12 protein-coding genes are annotated in these 15,208 nt (G+C 71.4%); 7 read left to right on the plus strand and 5 right to left on the minus strand.

Going from position 1 to position 15,208, the window contains the following annotated elements; all coding sequences use genetic code 11:
- Positions 1-150: 150 nt before the first annotated feature.
- Positions 151-1,938, minus strand: coding sequence for an alkaline phosphatase family protein (locus tag VGV60_03025; GenBank protein ID HEV8700225.1), 1,788 nt, complete (start codon positions 1,936-1,938; stop codon positions 151-153).
- 67 nt (positions 1,939-2,005) lie between these two features.
- On the opposite strand from VGV60_03025, the gene VGV60_03030 reads away from it, so the two are divergent.
- Complete coding sequence (locus VGV60_03030; protein ID HEV8700226.1) at positions 2,006-2,809, plus strand: dihydroorotate dehydrogenase electron transfer subunit; 804 nt, start codon at positions 2,006-2,008, stop codon at positions 2,807-2,809.
- Complete coding sequence (locus tag VGV60_03035) at positions 2,806-3,780, plus strand: dihydroorotate dehydrogenase (GenBank protein HEV8700227.1); 975 nt, start codon at positions 2,806-2,808, stop codon at positions 3,778-3,780. The genes VGV60_03030 and VGV60_03035 overlap by 4 nt, the downstream gene beginning before the upstream one ends.
- 9 nt (positions 3,781-3,789) lie before the next feature.
- Here the strand turns inward: VGV60_03035 and VGV60_03040 are convergent, their stop codons facing one another.
- Positions 3,790-4,263 carry a thioredoxin family protein gene (locus VGV60_03040; GenBank protein ID HEV8700228.1) on the minus strand — a complete coding sequence of 158 codons (474 nt, stop codon included), beginning with the start codon at positions 4,261-4,263 and terminating at the stop codon, positions 3,790-3,792.
- A gap of 175 nt (positions 4,264-4,438) precedes the next feature.
- Between VGV60_03040 and pyrF the strand changes: the two genes are divergently transcribed.
- The 5 genes from pyrF to VGV60_03065 all read left to right on the plus strand — a co-directional run bounded on the left by pyrF (position 4,439) and on the right by VGV60_03065 (position 10,106).
- The gene (pyrF, locus tag VGV60_03045; GenBank protein ID HEV8700229.1) at positions 4,439-5,155 is read left to right on the plus strand and encodes an orotidine-5'-phosphate decarboxylase; all 717 of its coding nucleotides are present in this window, start codon (positions 4,439-4,441) and stop codon (positions 5,153-5,155) included.
- Entirely contained in the window at positions 5,152-6,081 is a 930-nt protein-coding gene (locus tag VGV60_03050) for a hypothetical protein (GenBank protein HEV8700230.1), read from the plus strand. Before pyrF ends, VGV60_03050 begins: the two co-directional genes overlap by 4 nt.
- Positions 6,078-7,298 (plus strand): patatin-like phospholipase family protein, encoded by a 1,221-nt coding sequence (locus VGV60_03055; protein HEV8700231.1) that lies wholly within the window; start codon positions 6,078-6,080, stop codon positions 7,296-7,298. The genes VGV60_03050 and VGV60_03055 overlap by 4 nt, the downstream gene beginning before the upstream one ends.
- Complete coding sequence (locus VGV60_03060) at positions 7,295-8,476, plus strand: N(4)-(beta-N-acetylglucosaminyl)-L-asparaginase (GenBank protein HEV8700232.1); 1,182 nt, start codon at positions 7,295-7,297, stop codon at positions 8,474-8,476. Before VGV60_03055 ends, VGV60_03060 begins: the two co-directional genes overlap by 4 nt.
- A 100-nt stretch (positions 8,477-8,576) precedes the next feature.
- On the plus strand, positions 8,577-10,106 hold the full coding sequence (locus VGV60_03065; GenBank protein ID HEV8700233.1) for an AAA family ATPase: 1,530 nt from the start codon (positions 8,577-8,579) through the stop codon (positions 10,104-10,106).
- Positions 10,107-10,115: 9 nt separating this feature from the next.
- Here the strand turns inward: VGV60_03065 and VGV60_03070 are convergent, their stop codons facing one another.
- The 3 genes from VGV60_03070 to smc are packed head-to-tail and all read right to left on the minus strand — an operon-like array spanning position 10,116 to position 15,168.
- Complete coding sequence (locus tag VGV60_03070) at positions 10,116-10,514, minus strand: DUF2752 domain-containing protein (protein HEV8700234.1); 399 nt, start codon at positions 10,512-10,514, stop codon at positions 10,116-10,118.
- 2 nt (positions 10,515-10,516) lie between these two features.
- The gene (locus VGV60_03075; protein ID HEV8700235.1) at positions 10,517-11,368 is read right to left on the minus strand and encodes a glycerophosphoryl diester phosphodiesterase membrane domain-containing protein; all 852 of its coding nucleotides are present in this window, start codon (positions 11,366-11,368) and stop codon (positions 10,517-10,519) included.
- Positions 11,365-15,168, minus strand: a complete 3,804-nt coding sequence (gene smc / locus VGV60_03080; GenBank protein HEV8700236.1) for a chromosome segregation protein SMC — start codon at positions 15,166-15,168, stop codon at positions 11,365-11,367. The genes VGV60_03075 and smc overlap by 4 nt, the downstream gene beginning before the upstream one ends.
- Positions 15,169-15,208 lie beyond the last annotated feature (40 nt).

The following is a 15,208-nucleotide window of genomic DNA, read 5'->3' on the forward strand; positions in this document are numbered from 1 at the left end:
GCAAAAAAAATCCCGCGGTTCCGCGGGGTGTCTGGTTTCGCTGACCTGCGCCGCCACTGCCGTCACCTTTCCGGCCTCTCGGGACCGGATTAAAAGCGCCTCGTGTCGATCGGCCCTGAAAGAATAGCCGAGACCACGCGAGGAGTCAACTCAGCGGGCCTTGCCGTAGCTGCCGACCACCGTCACCGGATGGGAAGCGGTGTACGCCTCGCTGAACAGGCCGGTCAGGATGGTGCCGTCGGAGTCCCTCGCCACCGGCAGGCCGAGGGCGTACAGGGCGCTTGGCACGACGTCGGCGAGCGAGCCCTTCCCGAACTGCTGGCCGCGCCGGACGTTCGGCCCGAGCGCGAACAGGAACCCCGAGGGACCGCGATCGTGGACCCCGGACCAGGGACCGCCGCGCGTCATCTCCTTGAGGAACCGCGCGCCCAGTGTCATCGGCTCGATCCCGTGCGTCGAGGTGACGAGAACCAGGGTGTCGCCGGGGCCCTGCGCCAGGGATTCTCCGACGATGGCGTCGATTCTCTGGTAATAGCGCTCGAGGACCGGGCCGAACAGGTCGATGTCCCGTTCGGAGACGTTGCCGAATTCGGCGGGCCGGGCGTAGCGCAGGAAGACGTGCGCCACCCGGTCGAGCCCGGGGAACGAGAACGCGGCGATCCGCCGATCGTCCCCTTCGCGGGCCCGGCGCATCGCGCCAATCACCTCCTCGTCGGCGGCGGCCGCCCGGGCGACCTCGGCCACGAGGGCCCTCGACTCCGCTTCCTGGAGACGCAGGGCCTCCGGGTCGAGGAGATCGGCGAACCACTTCGGGCCGGTCCCCGGCACCGCCCGGGACGCCGTATCGAGGTCGGTGTCCCAGCCGTCGCTGGCCATGGCGAACCCCATGCGACCGCCGATCTCCCACAGCGCCGGCGTGGTCCGGTCGGAGACTCCCAGAAATCGGCGGGCCAGGACCGGGGCCAGGAGGACCTCGAATCCGATCCCGGGCGGGGTCACTTCCAGCCACGGATCGCGGCGCAGGACGCTCACGGCCCGGCTGGAGCGCACGCCATGCCGGTACGGCAGCATGCCGGTGGCCAGAGACGCGCGCGTGACCGGTGCCACGCAGGGCCGGAGCGACACGAGTCGCCCGCTGGCGCCCTCCCGAATGATATGGGAGAAGGCCGGGAGCCTCCCCTGCGCATGCATCGTCAGAATGCTGTCGAGATCGGCCCCATCGAAATTCAACAGGAGGAGCCGGTGTGCGGCGGCATCGCGCCGCGGGGCCGGGGCCGCACCGCCTGGTCCTTGCGAACGGAGCTCGGAGGATGCGCGCGGGATCGGGCCCATGCCCTCCGGGGGCGGGCCGGCGCCCGGCGCGCCGCCGGGCGGCGGCGACAGCGATCCGGTCACGAGCGCCTCCGCGGCGGGCGCCGGGATTCCGCCGGAGGCGGCCATGACCAGGGCAACCACGGCGGTGGCGCCGGCGGCCGCCTGCATCCAGGCGCGGCGCCTGAGACGCGGCACGATCGTGATCGCGGCGGCGACGAGCCAGGCCAGGCTGAGCCACAGGCACGCGCTCGCCAGCCTCTCGGCATCCCGGGGTCCGAGGGCCGCCCGGTTGTCCGAAAGCATGACCCAGCCCGCCGTCAGGATCGCGGCCGTGTTGACGGCGTGAAATCCCACGATGTACCTGAGGCTCAGCCACGGAAGGCGCAGCGGATGGCGGGCGAAAAAGCGCAGCCCGGCGTAGAGAAGCGGCCAGAAGAGACCGGTCGCGATCGCGAACCCGGCGATCACGACGAGGAGGCTGACGCCGGCGCCGCCCCGCAAGGCGGCTCCGGGGTTGCCGAGCGCGAGCAGAAGGGCCACGACGAGACCGCCGTACAGCCCGGCCACGGACGCGTGGACGACCAGCTTCGGGAAGGTCACGCCGGTCGATGGTAGCACAGGCACGCGGGTCCATTCCTCGCGTGGCGCGCGTTGTCCGGCCCGGGGCGTTCTGATATAGTCCGCCCTCGGCATGCCGTCCGATTCCCCGGCCCCGGTGGTCCGCCACGAAGCCCTGAACCGGGATCATTTCCTCCTGACTCTCGAATCGGCCCGAATCGCGCGCGAGGCCCGCGCCGGCCAGTTCGTGATGATCCAGACGCGTGCGGGATCGGATCCCCTCCTGCGCCGCCCGATGAGCATCTACCGCGTTCTCCCCGGGCGCCGCGGGCTGATCCAGATCCTCTACAAGGTCGTGGGGACGGGGACGCGCTACCTGTCGCAGCAGCCGAGAGGGGCCCTCCTCGGGACCCTGGGCCCGCTCGGCAACGGGTTCCGCCTGCCGGAGCCCGGGACCCGCCCGGTCCTGGTGGCCGGAGGGATCGGGATCGCCATCTTCCCTTTTCTGGCGGAGGCGCTCCGGAAGGGGCGCGGCCCGTCGCCGGTGCTCCTGTACGGGGGGCGGTCGAAGCGGGACCTGGTGGCGCTGGACTTCTTCCGCTCGCGGCGGATCCCGGTGCGGCTGGCGACCGAGGACGGGAGCACCGGGACCCGGGGGTTCGTCACCCGGCTCCTCGAGACTCTGCTCGCCGCAAGGAAGGCCGCGGATCACCTGGAGCTGTTCGTCTGCGGCCCGACGCCGATGTTGAAGGCGGTCGGGGCCGTGGCGACCGGGGCGGGGGTCGCCTGCCAGCTCGCCCTCGAGTCCCAGATGCCGTGCGGCATCGGCGTCTGCCTCGGCTGCGTCGTCCCCTGCCCGGGGGATGCACGGGGACCGCTGTTCCGCCGCGTGTGCACCGAGGGGCCCATCTTCCGCGCCTCCGAGGTGGCGCTGTGACCCCGGCGCGCCGATCCGACGGCGCGACCGACCTGCGGGTGCAGCTCGGGCCGCTGCGCCTGAAGAACCCGGTGGTGGCGGCGAGCGGCACCTTCGGCTACGGCGCGGAGTTCCGGCCGTACCTCGATCTGAACGATCTCGGCGGCTTCGTCACCAAGGGGCTCTCCCTTCTGCCGCGCCGCGGCAACGCGCCGCCGCGCACCTGCGAGACCGCGTCCGGCATGCTGAACGCCATCGGCCTGGCCAATGTCGGGGTCGAGGCGTTCCTGGCGGAGAAGCTCCCCGCGCTGCGCGGCTGCGGCACGGCGGTGATCGCCAACGTGTTCGGCGAAACGCAGGACGAGTACGTCGCCGTGGCGCGGCGGCTCAACGGCGCCCCCGGACTCGACGCCATCGAGCTCAATCTCTCCTGCCCCAACACCGAAAAGGGCGGCCTCGCCTTCGGTGTGTCGCCGCCGGTCATCCGCGAGGTCGTCGGGGCGGTGCGCCGCGCCGCGCCCGATCTTCCGCTGATCGTGAAGCTGACCCCCAACATCACCGACGTGGCGGTCGCGGCGACGGCCGCGAAGGAGGGGGGCGCGGACATCCTGTCGCTGGTGAACACCTTCCTCGGCATGGCCATCGATCTGAAGACACGGCGGCCGGTGCTCGACAACGTCGTCGGAGGACTGTCCGGACCCGCCATCAAGCCCCTGGCCCTTTACATGGTGCAGCGCGTGCGCTCCGCGGTCGACCTGCCGATCATGGGCATGGGGGGCATCGCGAACTGCCGGGATGCCCTGGAGTTCATCGTGGCGGGAAGCGCGGCCGTGCAGGTGGGCACTCTGAACTTCGTCGATCCGGGTGCGACGACGCGACTGGTGCGGGAGATCGACGCCTGGTGCCGCGGCGAAGGGGTGCGCGCCGTGCGGGACCTGACCGGGACCCTGAGGCTTCCGGCAGGGACCACGCCCGGACCGGCCGCGGTCTGAGCGATCCGGTCACATCGATGTGGCCGCGGGCTTCTCGGTGGCGCGGCCGACGTCCAGCGCGGCGTCGCCGTAGAGGGTGTTCAGCTCGTCGAAGACCTTCTCACCGTCGGCCAGCCTGTTCCCGGCCTTGTCGAACAGCACCAGAAACGGCAGCTCCTCGATGCCGTGCTGCTCCGCCACCGGCATCGTCCAATCGACGATGTCGACCTTGCGGATCGCGAGCGTCCCCGGGTTCCTCGCCGCCAGCTTCTCGAGCGCCGGGCTGAGCGCGCGGCACGGCGGGCACCACACCGCGTAGAAGTCGAAGACGGTGTACTTCCCCGGGACGGTGTGCCGCTCGAGGTCGACCCGTTCACCGTGGGCGATGATCCGCACATCGGCCTCGCCCGTCGGGGCCCGGTGGAGCGCGTACGCTCCGAGCACCGCCACGACGAGCACCGCCCCGCCGGCCAGGAGCATCACGTTCCGCGCGCCCGCATTCATGCTTCTGGATTATCGGCCTGCCGCCGCGTCGGGTCAAGATCGCGGCGCCGCGCGCGGAGACCTCCCCGGCTCCGAGCGGCGGGCCGGGCGGGCTGCGGCCCGCCACCCGTGACTGGAGAGGCCCCGGGCCCCGCCGACCTTGCAAAGCGGAGCGAGTTCTGCAACCATTTCCGCGATGCCGGCCGCTGACCGACTCATCGTCGCCCTGGATGTGAATTCTCGCGAGAACGCCCTGTCTCTGGTCGCGGCGCTCCGCCCCAAGGTGCAGAGATTCAAGATTGGCGTCGAGCTCTTCACCGCCTGCGGCCCCCCGCTGGTCCGCGAGATCCTGGAGAAGGGCGGCCAGATTTTTCTCGACCTCAAGTTCCACGACATACCGAACACGGTGGCGCGCGCAGCCGTCGCCGCGGCACGGCTGGGGGTCGGCATGTTCACCATCCATCTCTCCGGCGGCGCGATGATGGCGCGGCGCTCGGTGGATGAGCTGGAGGCGCACTGCCAGGTGTACCGCGTGCCGCGCCCCAAGGTGCTGGGGGTCACCGTTCTCACCAGCCTCTCCGCGGAGGACATGGAGCAGCTCGGCATCGGCCGATCCATCGAGGATCAGGTGGTGACTCTGGCCGGCCTCGGCAAGGCCGCCGGGCTCGATGGCATCGTCTGCTCGCCGCGCGAGGCGAGGATCATCCGCGAGTCCTGCGGCCGCGACTTCCTGATCGTCACCCCGGGCATCAGGCTCGAGGGGGGGGACACGGACGACCAGTCGCGCACGCTCACTCCCCGGGCGGCCATCGAGGCCGGCGCCGATTACCTCGTGGTCGGCCGCCCGATCGTCAAATCGGACGATCCCCTCGAGGCGGCGGAGTCGATTCTCCTGCAGATGGACGGGGCATGAGGGCGCGGGGCACCCGGCGAGCGACCGGGGATCCCGGCCCGGCGCGGAGCCTCGCCCCCCCGATCGTCCTCCTGTTCCTCGCCGCGCTCGCGGCCTCGTGGCCGCAGCGCGCGGCCGCTTCCGCCCGCGCGGCGCGCCTGACCAACGAGGACGTGGTCCGGATGCTCATGACTCGCACCCCGGAGAGCGAGGTCCTGGCGACGATCGAGGCGCGCCAGGTCGATTTCGATCTGTCGACCGAGATGATCCAGGAGCTGCGGACGGCGGGCGTCCCCGACCGCGTCCTCGAGGCCATGCGGCGGCGACAGGCGTCGATGCCGCGCGCCGAGCCGGCCCCGCTGCCGCGGCCGGCGTCGGAGCGGACGGGAACCCTGCGCATCGAGTTTGCCGCCGGCGACGAAGGGGACAAGCCCTCGGAGGTGTCGGCGATCGCCCTCAGAAAGCTCCCGAAGGGCCTGGAGCGGCGGGGAGGCGAGGAAGTGGGCGAGATGAGCGACATGGCCCTGGCCATCCTGTGCACGACGGCCGACCACGTCCCGGACCACTGGGACACGCGGAGCCCGCTCCAGGGGGCGCCGCGCCACGAGCTGCTGCAGTTCATCCCCGGCAGCGCCACCGAGAAGGTCAAGGGCCACGAGATCCTGTACCTCGATCGCAAGGCGGCCTACGACGTGGAGCTGGGTGCGGGCAGCCACAACATCGTGGTGGCGGCCGCCGGCAAGCAGTCGGGATCGGGGACCTGGCGCCTGCTCGAATCCGATGGGGCGCGTGTCACGGTGCTCCCCGGCCGCCAGACGCGGATCGTCCTCAGGGCGCGCAGCCGCATCAAGGGCAGCTTCATGATGGGATTCTCCGTCGACAGCGAGTGGCGCATCGTCTCGGTCGACGTCCCCGACGCGGCCGCCGGCCCGGAGGCGCGCCCATGAGCGGCGCGGAACGTCGCGCCGCGCTCAGCCTGGTGCTCGCCGGGGGCGGCATCACGGGCGCCATGTACGAGTTCGGGGCCCTGCAGGCCCTCGACCATTTCTTCTCCGGCTCGTTCTCCGTCAACGACTTCGACATTTTCGTCGGCACGAGCGGCGGAGCCGTGGTCGCGGCGCTGATGGCCAACCGCGTGCCTCCCGGCGACGTCGGCCGGGCGATCATCCACAACACCGAGTCGCCCCTGAACTTCAAGCAGGACGACATCATCGAGATCGACTGGAAGGAGATGAAATCGTCCGTCATGAAGGCGCTCCGGGTCGTGCCGGCGCTCTTCCGCTTCTACCGCCGCAATCCGAAGCTCTTCTCCGTGGCCCGGGCGCTGTACGCCCTGGAAGAGAACATGCCTCCCGGCCTGTACAGCCTCGCCAAGTACCAGGCGTATCTCAGGCGCCTGCTGTCGCGTCCGGAGTGCGTCAACTCCTTCGAGCAGCTGACGCGCGAGCTCTACATCCCGGCGATCCACCTCGACACCGGGGACAAGGTCCTGTTCGGAACGCCCGGGTGGCGCGACGTGCCGATCTCCGACGCCATCGCGGCGTCCTCCGCCCTGCCCCTCTACTTCCAGCCGGTGAGCCTCAAGGGGCTGGATTTCGTGGACGGCGGCGTGGCCGGCGTGGCGCACGTGGACATGCCGATCGAGCGCGGGTCGCGCTTCCTGGTCCTGGTCAATCCCATCATTCCCCTGCACAACGACCCGGAACGGGTGGCGATACCGACCTTCTCCGGCCACTGCTCGCGCATCCGGGACAAGGGGATCACCTTCGTGGTGGACCAGACGCAGCGGATCTCGGCGCGCGAGAAGCTGGCCCTGGGGCTCGAGCGATTCCGCGCCCACCACCCGGAATCCCGCATCTTCCTGATCGAGCCGCCTCCCACCGACTCGTTCATGTTCATGGAGAACATCCTGAACTACGGCTCGCGCGTCGCCATGCTCAACTACGGCTACCGCTCGACCGCCCGCCACCTCCGGGCGCATTTCGACACCTACCGGCAGGCGTTCGCGGCCTACGGCATCGACGTCTCGCTCGAAGGCCTGCAGGAGGACAATCCCTGGGAGCCGGCCCCCTCCCTCCTGGTGCCGCCCGAGGCCCCCGCGGGAGAGGCGATACCGGAGGTGGCCCGGGCGGCCGCGGGCGCCGGGGAGAATTCCGCCGCATGAGCGCGCGCCTGAGCCGGAGAGGGTTCGTCAAGCGGGCGTCGCTCCTTGGCGGCGCCGCGCTGGCCGCGGGCGCGGGCGCGTGCGGCCCGGCGGCGCCCGAGCGGCAGGCGGCCGAATCTTCCGGCGGGTCGGGAGCTCCCGGCGGCCCGGCGACCGGCGTCCCCTCTCCCGGGAATCGGCCCGCGGCCGCGCCGGCCAAGGGGAAGGCGATCCTGATCGGCAGCGAGAATTCACTGGCCGGCATGGAACAGGCCATTCCGCTGCTCAAGCAGGGCTCCGACCCTCTGGGAGCGGTGCTCGCCGCCATCCACGTGGTGGAGGACGATCCGAACGACGTCTCGGTCGGCTATGGGGGCATCCCGAACGAGGACGGCGTCGTCGAGCTCGATGCCTCGGTGATGGAGGGCGCGACGCTCCGGTCCGGATCGGTCGGGGCGCTGCAGTGCATCCGGCATCCCTCGAGCGTCGCCCGGCTGGTGATGGAGCGGAGCGACAGGGTCTTCCTCGTCGGTGAGGGGGCACGGCGCTTCGCGCGCGCCCACGGCATGGTCGAGGAAAACCTGTTGACCGAGCGATCGCGCAAGATCTGGCTCTACTGGAAGGAACGGCTCAGCGGCCACGACGACTGGGTCGACGCCGCCTCCGAGGCCGACGACCCGGACATCCGCTGGTACATCGACAAGTACGGCGACGAGGACTTCCGGCCGCAGGGGACCGTGCACATCAGCGCCCTGGCGCCGCAGGGGACGCTGGTCTCGTGCACCAGCACCTGCGGCCTGTTCTTCAAGATTCCCGGCCGACTGGGGGATACGCCCGTCGTGGGCGCCGGCATCTACACCGACGACCGCGCCGGGTCATGCGGCGCGACCGGCCGGGGCGAGGCGACCATCGCCACGTGCGGCTCGCACACGGTCGTCGAGTTCATGCGCCAGGGCCTGTCGCCGGTGGAGAGCGGCCTGCGTGCCCTGAAGCGGATCGCCGAGGCCGAGAAGAACCCCCGCCACCTGTTCCCCGACGGCCGGCCGCGGTTCCAGGTCAAGTTCTTCTGCATGAATCCGCGCGGCGAGACCGCGGGGATCGCCATGTGGGCCGGCCCCCGCTATGCCGTCTGCAACGGGGCCCGCGCCGCCCTCAGGGACTGCGTCTCCCTGTTCGGCAAGCCCCCCCAGCCGCTGTAGGCCCCGGCCCGCCCGCGGGGACCGTCTGACCGTGCGCCGGCCCCCGGCTTGCCCGCCGAGGGCCGGGACATTAGATTTTCGAGCGGCCTCGAGGCCTGTCGTGCGGAGGGTGCCCCTGGAAAACATCGGAGATCTGGAGCTGCTCATCGCTTCGCACAACTCGATCGTGGCGATCGAGAGCGCCGAAGAGGAGCGCGTGCGCACCCTGGTCGCGGAGGCGGCGGTGCGCCAGGAGCTGCCGTTCTTCGAGTGGAAGGTGACCACCGGCCTCCTGCGGATGGGTACGGCGGATCCGATCGATGAGACGGAGAAGCCGGCCCTGGCGCTGAAGGCGGCGGCCGGGATGCGGACCGAGGCGGTCTACCTCTTCTACGATCTGCACAAGTACTTCGAGGACCCGGCGATCCTGCGGGCCCTCCGAGACATCGGCGAGGCCTTCGCGGCCGACCGGCGAACCCTCGTCCTGTGCGCCCCGGCCCTCGACATCCCGGACGACCTGAAGGCCTGCTCCGCGCGGATCCGCCTCGAGTTGCCGGACGTGGAGGCGCTCCGCGAGCTGACCGTGCGCACGCTGCGCGGGCTGGGAGCGCCGCAGCGGATCAAGATCGACCTGTCCCTCCCCGAGATCGGCCAGTTGATCGACTCGCTGCGCGGTCTGACCCTCCAGGAGGCGCAGCGGGTCCTGATGGCCGCGGCGCTGGACGACCTGCGCCTCGACAAGAAGGATTTCAGGCACATCCTGGAGCGCAAGAAGAGCCTGATCGCCGGCGACGGAGTGCTCGATCTCGAGGCCCAGGACGCCACCCTGCTTCAGATAGGCGGCCTCGATCATCTCAAAGCCTGGCTGAAGAGGCGCGCCGCCGGGTTCTCACCCGAAGCGCAGAAGCACGGCCTCGAGGCGCCCAAGGGGATCCTCCTGATCGGCGTCCAGGGGTGCGGCAAGAGCCTCTGCGCCAGGGCGGTGGCCAGCGAGTGGGGACTGCCTCTGCTGCGGCTCGAGGCGGGGGCTCTCTACGACAAGTTCGTCGGCGAGTCCGAAAGAAAGCTCCGTGCCGCCCTGGCGACGGCCGAGGCGATGGCGCCGTGCGTCCTCTGGATCGACGAGATCGAGAAGGGCTTCTCCGGACGGACCGGCGCGGAGTCCGACGGCGGCCTGTCGCGACGGATCTTCGGCACGTTCGTCTCGTGGCTGCAGGACCGCAGGCGACCGGTGTGCGTGACCGCCACCGCCAATGACATTCAGGCGCTCCCGCCCGAGCTGCTGCGCAAGGGGCGCTTCGACGAGATCTTCTTCGTCGACCTGCCGGGCGATGCAGCCCGCCGCTCCATCGTCGCGGTGCACCTGGCCAAGCGGAGCCTGGAACCGAAGGAGTTCGGCCTGGCGGAGCTGGCCGCCGCCAGCGAGGGGTTCAGCGGCGCGGAGATCGAAGCCGCGATCGTCTCGGCCCTGTACTCCGCCTTCAGCGACCGGCAATCCGTGTCGACGGCCCACGTCCTCGCGGAGATCCGCAAGGCGGTCCCCCTGTCCCGCACCTGCCGCGAGGCGATCGACGCGTTGCGCGAGTGGGCCAGGGGGCGCACCGTTCCGGCCGCGAGCGACCCGGTCCGGCCCGCGACCAGCGCCGCCTGATCCCCGCCGTCAGCCCGAGCCCCGGCTCCCCGCCAGGCGTGCCAGCCAGGTGAGAACGGACAGCCCCAGCCCGCCCCAGACGCAGGCGGCCATGAGCCGTTGCTTGATGCCGCCTGCGAGGTCGCGCCCCGCCACCGCCTCGGTCCCCGTCCAGGCGGCGGCCACCGCGAGGCCGGACAGCACAAGCCACCCGGCGGCATGCATCGCCAGGCTCTCCCTCCAGAGGCCACGGGCAAACAGGCATGTGGCGCGGGTGAGGCCGCAGGTCAGGCACGGCAGGCCGGTGACGCGGTGCCAGAGGCAGAGGTCGATGGGCAGCGGTCGATCCGGAGGCAGCACGAACGTGCCGGCGAGGCACGCACCGGCGGCCAGCGCGACGACGAGGCGATCGCTCCGCAGCGGCGGCACGACTACGCCGGCGCCTGGGACGCCTGTCTCTTCTTCGCCTGCAGGAACCGGTAGGCCAGGCCGAGGGCGGTCATGTTGACGGCCAGGGCGACGAACACCCCGACGCAGAAGACCAGAAGGCCCAGCAGGCACACCAGCAGGCAGGCGAGGGCCAGGAGGAAGAGGCGCCAGCGGTACCCCTCCGTCAGCCGGGAGCTCTCCCGCATCGCCTCCCAGAAGCCGAGCGGCGTCTCGCCGATCACCGGGAGGGTGAACATCCACATGATCGCCAGGATGATCCCTGGAACGACGAGACACACGATACCCAGCACGATCAGGATCGAGGAGACGAGATGCGCCAGGAAGGCGTCGCCGAAGCGATCGAATCCCTGAAACATTCTTCCCACGTCTGGCTTGCGGCCGTCGATCGTCCCGAGGACCTCCCGCCAGATGCCGACCATGAGGGCCCCGCCGATGATGAACTGTGCGCAGGCGCCGAGGTACGGCACCAGGCCGCAAATGGCCCAATAGATCAAGAACATGGCGGACAGCGGCAGCCAGTGCGGCTTGACGACGTCCCAGCCCCTGCCGATGAACTCCCACACGCGGAATTCCGCCGGCAGGGGCACGACGACCGACGGCGGGCCCTGGGCGGGCTGGCCCGGCGGCCCGGCGGCGCCGGTGTCGCGCGGCGGGAAGACATCGGCGAGCTCGGGCATCTTGCCGGCGTAGATCGTGCCGCCGCTCGACTTGCGGATGTGCGTGGCATGGACGACGCGCCCCTCCTTCGCCCATTGCCTGAGGGTCTCGAGATCGGCGGGGCCGTACTCCTTCCCGTCGGCCGCGACGACCCAGTACTGGTCCTGGCCGCTCACTCGAAGCGCAGCGGCAATATCTTGGAGACGCCCGGCTCTTCCATGGTGACTCCGTAAAGGAGGTCTGCCGCCTCCATGCTCTTGCGGTTGTGGGTGATCAGGATGAACTGCGTGTCGGTCCGTAATTCTTGAAGCAGCCTGGTGAACCGCTCGACGTTCGCCTCGTCGAGGGGGGCATCCACTTCGTCGAGGATGCAGAACGGCGACGGCCGGTAGCGGAAGAGCGAGACCAGAAGGGCGACCGCGGTCAGGGCCTTCTCGCCGCCCGACAGAAGGGCGATCTTCTGCAGCCTCTTGCCCGGGGGCTGCGCCACGACCTCGACCCCCGCCTCGAGAACGTCCTCTTCGTCCTCCGACAGGCGCAGCTCGGCCTTGCCGCCGCCGAACAGGGTCGTGAAGCAGACCTGGAAGTGCCCCTGGATCGCCTCGAAGGCGTCCTTGAACCGATCGCGCGCCTCGCGGTTGATGGTCCTGATGGTCTCGCGCAGGGAGGCGATCGCCTGCTCCAGGTCGGCCTTCTGCGCCGTGAGAAAGGCGAACCGCTCCTCGAGGTCCGTCTGCTGCTCGACGGCCATCAGGTTGACCGGGCCGCTCGTTTCGATCTCGGTCCGGATGCGCTGCACCTCGGCCTCGCGCTCTTCGAGCGGCACGCCGTCGTCCTGAGGCGGCGGCGCCAGGCGGAGCGCTTCGACCGTCGTCGCCAGCTCGTCGCGGCAGGAGCGCTCGAGGTGCTCGCGATCGGCGTCGATCCGCGCCAGGTGCAGCTCGCGCTCCTGCTGCCTCTCGCGCACGGTCCCGTGCGCGGCGCGCCCCTCCTTGACCGCCTGCTCGCGGGCGTGCACGAGGCTCCGCTCGTACGCCAGCCCGGCGTGCGCCGACTCGTCGCGCGCCGTCGCCCCCGCCCGGGCGGTCAGGGCGGCCTGGCACTGCGTCTCGAGGGCCCCCTCCTGCTCCCGGATCTGCGCGGAACGGAGGCGCCACTCGTCGCGCTCCGCCGCGCGCCGCGCGAGCGTCGCCTGCAGGTCGCGCAGGCTCTCCTCCAGGCCCTCTCTCTCGCGCAGGCCGGCGCCGAGCCTGGCCTCGCCGGCCAGATGAGCCGCGCGCGCCTCGGCCGATTCCCGGCGCGCCCGATCGAGGTCGGCGCGGGACGCCGCCAGCGTGGCGGCGGCCGCCTGGATGGCCTCTTCCGTGGCCCGGCGGGTGGCCTCCGAAGCCTCGAGGACGGCGGCGAGGCGTTCCGCCTCCGAGCCGCCGGACTGCAGCTCGCGCTCCAGGCGGGCCTGCTCCCCCAGCAGCAACGGCAGCGTCCGGTCGATGCGGTCGAGCTCGGCGCGCGCCTGCTGCATTCTCAGGTCGTTCTCGAAGGCGGCCCTCGAGCCCTCCTGCACGCAGGCGGCCGCGGCCTCCAGACGGAGCGCCGCGCCGGCACGTTCCTCCCTCAGGCCGATGAGGTCGGCCTCGGCCGTCGCGCGTGCCGCCTCCACCCCGGAGATCTGGCGGGCGATGTCCTCCCGTTCGGCCCGTCGCGCCAGGAGCCAGTGCTGCAGCGCCCGTCCGTCTCCACCCGTGATCGCCCCGTCCAGCCGGACGATGTCCCCCTGGGGCGTCACGTAGGCGAACGCCGGGTGGGACCGCCTCAAGTCGAGCGCCCTGTCCAGGTCTTCGACCAGGAGCGTCCGGGAGAGGATGCGGGCGATCGGCCCGGGCGGGGCGCCCGCGATGCGGTCGGCGAGGCGGCCGATCACTCCGGGCTGGCGCGCGGCCTCCCCGGGTCCGCCCGTCTCCTCCGCGGAGGACGGCCCCACCTCCTCCGCCACGAACGAGACGCGCCCGCGGGCGCTGGTCCTCAGGTATCCGATGCCGCGCGCCGCCGCGTCGTCGCCGTCGACCACCACCCCCTCGAGCAGATCTCCGAGCGTCGCCTCGATGGCCTTCTCGAGCCCGCGAGGCACGTCGAGGCGATCCCCCACGACGCCGCGCGCCGCGACGCCGCCCGCTCCGCCCAGGAGGTCGCCGACGCCCTCCGAGAATCCGGCGCGCTGCCTTTCGAGCTCGTCCAGGGCGGCCAGGCGCTCCGCCATGACGGCGGCGCGTCCCTTCAGCTCCTCCGCCCGTCCCTCGGCCGCGGCGAGCCGTGCGGCCGCCTCGCGATCGGTCCCCAGGCTCGCGTCATGCGCCGAGGCGGCGGCGCGAGCCCGATCGGAGCCCGCCTCGCTCTCGCGCTCGAGCGTCGCGACCTGGGCGTCCAGCCGCTGGCGGGCGGCGCGCAGGTCGCCGGTCTCGCGTCCGGCCTTTTCGAGGGAGGCGCGCGCCAGGCGCGCCTGCTCCTCGAGCATCGCCCGGCGGCGCGTGGCGGCGGCCATGGTTTCGATCTCTCCGAGGAGGCGCGCCCGCGCAGCCTCCAGCCCCGCCTCGAGCGACACGATGTGTCTGGCGCGCTCGCCGTCATCCGCGTCGTCCGCCTGGTTCGCCGCCGTGCCCTGCCTCTGCGACGACTCCAGGGCGGCCAGCTCGGCCACGACCGCGGCGAGCCTCGCCTCCCTCTCGGACAGCCTGGTCGCAAGGGACGTCAGCTCCCCTTCGACTTCGGCGAGCCGCGCTTCGAGTTCCCGCCCCTGCTCCCTCCCCGATCGGACGCGCTCCTGGATGCGGTCGATCTCCAGGTCGAAGGCGTGGATCTCCTCGCGCCGACGGCGGGCCGAGGCCTCCCCCTCCTCCAGCTGCAGCCGCAGGCGCTCGAGATCGGCTTCGCCGGCGGCCAGCCCCGAGGCCACCGCCGCCTCTTCGGCGCGCAGCGCCTCGATCGCCGCCGCGGTGGCGTCCCGATCCGCGTCGAGCGCGACCAGGCGGCGCTGAGCCAGGTCCAGGCGTTTCGCGCGCAGGCTCTCGACCAGTCGTTGATAGCGCCGGGCCTTTCCCGCCTGCCGGCGCAGGGTCTGGATCTGCTTCTCGACCTCCACGACGATGTCGTTGATCCGCAGCAGGTTCGCGTGGGCCGCCTCCAGCTTCACCTCCGCCTGACGCCGCTTTCCCTTGTACCCCAGGATTCCCGCGGCCTCCTCGAACATGGCGCGCCGGTCCTTCGGCCGCGCCGCCAGGACCTGGTCGATCTTCCCCTGCTCGATGGTCGAGTACAGCCGCGAGCCGATGTCGGTCTTGGCGAGCAGGTCCATGATGTCCTTCAGCCGGCAGCGGGCTCCGTTCAGGATGTACTCGCTCTCCCCCGAGCGGTAGATGCGGCGCGTGACCACCACGTCTTCCGGAATCTCTTCGATGCCGGTGACCAGGAGCCCGGCCGGCCCGCCCTCCCCTTTGGTCGCAACCGGGATCGGGACCTGGAAGTCGGCGGCGGCCGGCGGGGCCGCCGCGGGCCCCGACGCAGCCACGGGCTCCGGAACCGGAATGGAATCCGGCGCCCGCACGGGATCGGCGTCGTGCCCATTGCCGGCCGCGTGACCGTTGCCACCGCCTCGCCCGTTGGTGCGCCCGTTTCCGTTGCCGCGCGAGCGGTCGTTTCCTGCCAGGAGGATGTTCTTGAAATGGAGGGAGACCTCCGCCATGCCGAGAGGCCGGCGCCCCTCGCTGCCGTTGAAGATCACGTCCTCCATCCGGTCGCTGCGCAGGGAGCTGGCGCGCTGCTCTCCGAGCACCCAGGAGATCGCGTCGCCGATATTGCTCTTGCCGCAACCGTTTGGCCCGACCACGGCGGTGATGCCGTCCGGGAAGTCGAACCGCGTGCGGCCGTAGAACGATTTGAAGCCGAGGATTTCCATCCGGTCGAGCTTGAGGATCCGGGCCATCAGTCTCCTGCTGCGGACTGGCGAGGAGGAGCCAGCAAGG

The sequence above is a fragment of the Candidatus Polarisedimenticolia bacterium genome, assembly GCA_036001465.1.
In the GTDB taxonomy this organism is placed as follows: Bacteria; Acidobacteriota; Polarisedimenticolia; order Gp22-AA2; family Gp22-AA2; genus Gp22-AA3.